This window comes from Pseudomonas canadensis (assembly GCF_000503215.1).
Classification (GTDB): Bacteria; Pseudomonadota; Gammaproteobacteria; order Pseudomonadales; family Pseudomonadaceae; genus Aquipseudomonas; species Aquipseudomonas canadensis.
The window spans coordinates 1-5,326 of record NZ_AYTD01000019.1 but is presented as its reverse complement, the minus strand read 5'-3'; the positions used below and the strand labels follow the sequence as shown (position 1 = coordinate 5,326).

At 50.6% G+C, this 5,326-nt stretch carries 2 tRNA genes and 2 rRNA genes; all 4 read right to left on the bottom strand.

Annotation, left to right across the window (positions count from 1 at the left end):
• Positions 1 to 84 precede the first annotated feature (84 nt).
• Positions 85 to 2,976 (bottom strand): 23S ribosomal RNA (locus U367_RS0122635).
• A 432-nt stretch (positions 2,977 to 3,408) separates the two neighbouring features.
• Positions 3,409 to 3,484, bottom strand: a tRNA-Ala gene (locus U367_RS0122630).
• Between the two features lie 30 nt (positions 3,485 to 3,514).
• Positions 3,515 to 3,591 (bottom strand) — tRNA-Ile (locus U367_RS0122625).
• Positions 3,592 to 3,673: 82 nt separating this feature from the next.
• Positions 3,674 to 5,210: ribosomal RNA gene (locus U367_RS0122620) — 16S ribosomal RNA — on the bottom strand.
• Together the 16S and 23S rRNA genes with 2 tRNA genes alongside form the textbook arrangement of a ribosomal RNA operon.
• Positions 5,211 to 5,326: the final 116 nt, after the last annotated feature.

Here is a 5,326-nt window from a genome sequence, read left to right as displayed (position 1 = left end):
TGAGCGTCGAACTTTCGGTTCATTTTCGTCTTCACACACCGCAATCTGATGCTCGTTAGAGTAGTCAAATTGCTTGGGTGTTATATGGTCAAGCCTCACGGGCAATTAGTATTGGTTAGCTCAACGCCTCACAGCGCTTACACACCCAACCTATCAACGTCGTAGTCTTCGACGGCCCTTCAGGGAACTCAAGGTTCCAGTGAGATCTCATCTTGAGGCTAGTTTCCCGCTTAGATGCTTTCAGCGGTTATCTATTCCGAACATAGCTACCCGGCAATGCCACTGGCGTGACAACCGGAACACCAGAGGTTCGTCCACTCCGGTCCTCTCGTACTAGGAGCAGCCCCTCTCAAATCTCAAACGTCCACGGCAGATAGGGACCGAACTGTCTCACGACGTTCTAAACCCAGCTCGCGTACCACTTTAAATGGCGAACAGCCATACCCTTGGGACCGGCTTCAGCCCCAGGATGTGATGAGCCGACATCGAGGTGCCAAACACCGCCGTCGATATGAACTCTTGGGCGGTATCAGCCTGTTATCCCCGGAGTACCTTTTATCCGTTGAGCGATGGCCCTTCCATACAGAACCACCGGATCACTAAGACCTACTTTCGTACCTGCTCGACGTGTCTGTCTCGCAGTCAAGCGCGCTTTTGCCTTTATACTCTACGACCGATTTCCGACCGGTCTGAGCGCACCTTCGTACTCCTCCGTTACTCTTTAGGAGGAGACCGCCCCAGTCAAACTACCCACCATACACTGTCCTCGATCCGGATAACGGACCTGAGTTAGAACCTCAAAGTTGCCAGGGTGGTATTTCAAGGTTGGCTCCACGCAGACTGGCGTCCACGCTTCAAAGCCTCCCACCTATCCTACACAAGCAAATTCAAAGTCCAGTGCAAAGCTATAGTAAAGGTTCACGGGGTCTTTCCGTCTAGCCGCGGATACACTGCATCTTCACAGCGATTTCAATTTCACTGAGTCTCGGGTGGAGACAGCGCCGCCATCGTTACGCCATTCGTGCAGGTCGGAACTTACCCGACAAGGAATTTCGCTACCTTAGGACCGTTATAGTTACGGCCGCCGTTTACCGGGGCTTCGATCAAGAGCTTCGCGTTAGCTAACCCCATCAATTAACCTTCCGGCACCGGGCAGGCGTCACACCCTATACGTCCACTTTCGTGTTTGCAGAGTGCTGTGTTTTTAATAAACAGTCGCAGCGGCCTGGTATCTTCGACCGGCATGAGCTTACGGAGCAAGTCCTTCACCCTCACCGGCGCACCTTCTCCCGAAGTTACGGTGCCATTTTGCCTAGTTCCTTCACCCGAGTTCTCTCAAGCGCCTTGGTATTCTCTACCCAACCACCTGTGTCGGTTTGGGGTACGGTTCCTGGTTACCTGAAGCTTAGAAGCTTTTCTTGGAAGCATGGCATCAACCACTTCGTTAACTAAAAGTTAACTCGTCATCAGCTCTCGGCCTTAGAATCCCGGATTTACCTAAGATTCCAGCCTACCACCTTAAACTTGGACAACCAACGCCAAGCTGGCCTAGCCTTCTCCGTCCCTCCATCGCAATAACCAGAAGTACAGGAATATTAACCTGTTTTCCATCGACTACGCTTTTCAGCCTCGCCTTAGGGACCGACTAACCCTGCGTCGATTAACGTTGCGCAGGAAACCTTGGTCTTTCGGCGTGGGTGTTTTTCACACCCATTGTCGTTACTCATGTCAGCATTCGCACTTCTGATACCTCCAGCAAGCTTCTCAACTCACCTTCACAGGCTTACAGAACGCTCCTCTACCGCATCACTTACGTGATACCCGTAGCTTCGGTGTATGGTTTGAGCCCCGTTACATCTTCCGCGCAGGCCGACTCGACTAGTGAGCTATTACGCTTTCTTTAAAGGGTGGCTGCTTCTAAGCCAACCTCCTAGCTGTCTAAGCCTTCCCACATCGTTTCCCACTTAACCATAACTTTGGGACCTTAGCTGACGGTCTGGGTTGTTTCCCTTTTCACGACGGACGTTAGCACCCGCCGTGTGTCTCCCATGCTCGGCACTTGTAGGTATTCGGAGTTTGCATCGGTTTGGTAAGTCGGGATGACCCCCTAGCCGAAACAGTGCTCTACCCCCTACAGTGATACATGAGGCGCTACCTAAATAGCTTTCGAGGAGAACCAGCTATCTCCGAGCTTGATTAGCCTTTCACTCCGATCCACAGGTCATCCGCTAACTTTTCAACGGTAGTCGGTTCGGTCCTCCAGTTAGTGTTACCCAACCTTCAACCTGCCCATGGATAGATCGCCCGGTTTCGGGTCTATTCCCAGCGACTAGACGCCCTATTAAGACTCGCTTTCGCTACGCCTCCCCTATTCGGTTAAGCTCGCCACTGAAAATAAGTCGCTGACCCATTATACAAAAGGTACGCAGTCACCCAACAAAGTGGGCTCCCACTGCTTGTACGCATACGGTTTCAGGATCTATTTCACTCCCCTCTCCGGGGTTCTTTTCGCCTTTCCCTCACGGTACTAGTTCACTATCGGTCAGTCAGTAGTATTTAGCCTTGGAGGATGGTCCCCCCATATTCAGACAAAGTTTCTCGTGCTCCGTCCTACTCGATTTCATGACTAAGAGATTTTCGCGTACAGGGCTATCACCCACTATGGCCGCACTTTCCAGAGCGTTCCGCTAATCTCAAAGCCACTTAAGGGCTAGTCCCCGTTCGCTCGCCACTACTAAGGGAATCTCGGTTGATTTCTTTTCCTCAGGGTACTTAGATGTTTCAGTTCCCCTGGTTCGCCTCTTGCACCTATGTATTCAGTACAAGATAACCATCTTATGATGGCTGGGTTCCCCCATTCAGACATCTCCGGATCAAAGTCTGTTTGCCGACTCCCCGAAGCTTTTCGCAGGCTACCACGTCTTTCATCGCCTCTGACTGCCAAGGCATCCACCGTATGCGCTTCTTCACTTGACCATATAACCCCAAGCAATCTGGTTATACTGTGAAGACGACATTCGCCGAAAATTCGAATTTCTCAATTAAGAGAACTCACAAATTTTACCTTAGCCTGATCCGTTACCAGTGAAAGTAACGTTCAGTCTATCTTTCTATCACATACCCAAATTTTTAAAGAACGATCTAATCAAAGACTAGAAATCAACATTCATCACCGTCTTGGTGGAATGCTCATTTCTAAGCTTTCATAACGCAGAAGCAGTAGTGNTTAAGAGAACTCACAAATTTTACCTTAGCCTGATCCGTTACCAGTGAAAGTAACGTTCAGTCTATCTTTCTATCACATACCCAAATTTTTAAAGAACGATCTAATCAAAGACTAGAAATCAACATTCATCACCGTCTTGGTGGAATGCTCATTTCTAAGCTTTCATAACGCAGAAGCAGTAGTGGTGGAGCCAAACGGGATCGAACCGTTGACCTCCTGCGTGCAAGGCAGGCGCTCTCCCAGCTGAGCTATGGCCCCATATTTCTACAGGCGTTTCCCACACAAAATTGGTGGGTCTGGGCAGATTCGAACTGCCGACCTCACCCTTATCAGGGGTGCGCTCTAACCAACTGAGCTACAGACCCAATTTCGGGCTGCTTCTTATCGTCTTCTTCAATGAATCAAGCAATTCGTGTGGGAACTTATGAAGCAGCTGATGTCGTCGATTAAGGAGGTGATCCAGCCGCAGGTTCCCCTACGGCTACCTTGTTACGACTTCACCCCAGTCATGAATCACACCGTGGTAACCGTCCTCCCGAAGGTTAGACTAGCTACTTCTGGTGCAACCCACTCCCATGGTGTGACGGGCGGTGTGTACAAGGCCCGGGAACGTATTCACCGCGACATTCTGATTCGCGATTACTAGCGATTCCGACTTCACGCAGTCGAGTTGCAGACTGCGATCCGGACTACGATCGGTTTTATGGGATTAGCTCCACCTCGCGGCTTGGCAACCCTCTGTACCGACCATTGTAGCACGTGTGTAGCCCAGGCCGTAAGGGCCATGATGACTTGACGTCATCCCCACCTTCCTCCGGTTTGTCACCGGCAGTCTCCTTAGAGTGCCCACCATTACGTGCTGGTAACTAAGGACAAGGGTTGCGCTCGTTACGGGACTTAACCCAACATCTCACGACACGAGCTGACGACAGCCATGCAGCACCTGTCTCAATGTTCCCGAAGGCACCAATCTATCTCTAGAAAGTTCATTGGATGTCAAGGCCTGGTAAGGTTCTTCGCGTTGCTTCGAATTAAACCACATGCTCCACCGCTTGTGCGGGCCCCCGTCAATTCATTTGAGTTTTAACCTTGCGGCCGTACTCCCCAGGCGGTCAACTTAATGCGTTAGCTGCGCCACTAAAAGCTCAAGGCTTCCAACGGCTAGTTGACATCGTTTACGGCGTGGACTACCAGGGTATCTAATCCTGTTTGCTCCCCACGCTTTCGCACCTCAGTGTCAGTATTAGTCCAGGTGGTCGCCTTCGCCACTGGTGTTCCTTCCTATATCTACGCATTTCACCGCTACACAGGAAATTCCACCACCCTCTACCATACTCTAGTCAGTCAGTTTTGAATGCAGTTCCCAGGTTGAGCCCGGGGATTTCACATCCAACTTAACAAACCACCTACGCGCGCTTTACGCCCAGTAATTCCGATTAACGCTTGCACCCTCTGTATTACCGCGGCTGCTGGCACAGAGTTAGCCGGTGCTTATTCTGTCGGTAACGTCAAAACACTAACGTATTAGGTTAATGCCCTTCCTCCCAACTTAAAGTGCTTTACAATCCGAAGACCTTCTTCACACACGCGGCATGGCTGGATCAGGCTTTCGCCCATTGTCCAATATTCCCCACTGCTGCCTCCCGTAGGAGTCTGGACCGTGTCTCAGTTCCAGTGTGACTGATCATCCTCTCAGACCAGTTACGGATCGTCGCCTTGGTGAGCCATTACCTCACCAACTAGCTAATCCGACCTAGGCTCATCTGATAGCGCAAGGCCCGAAGGTCCCCTGCTTTCTCCCGTAGGACGTATGCGGTATTAGCGTTCGTTTCCGAACGTTATCCCCCACTACCAGGCAGATTCCTAGGCATTACTCACCCGTCCGCCGCTCTCAAGAGAAGCAAGCTTCTCTCTACCGCTCGACTTGCATGTGTTAGGCCTGCCGCCAGCGTTCAATCTGAGCCATGATCAAACTCTTCAGTTCAAACATCTTTGGGTTTTTAAGAAACCCTAAACTTGGCTCAGCAATCGTTGGTTACATCTTTGATTTCTCGCGGAGTAACTTGTGATGCTGATAATCTTGTTGACTATCAGTCTGAC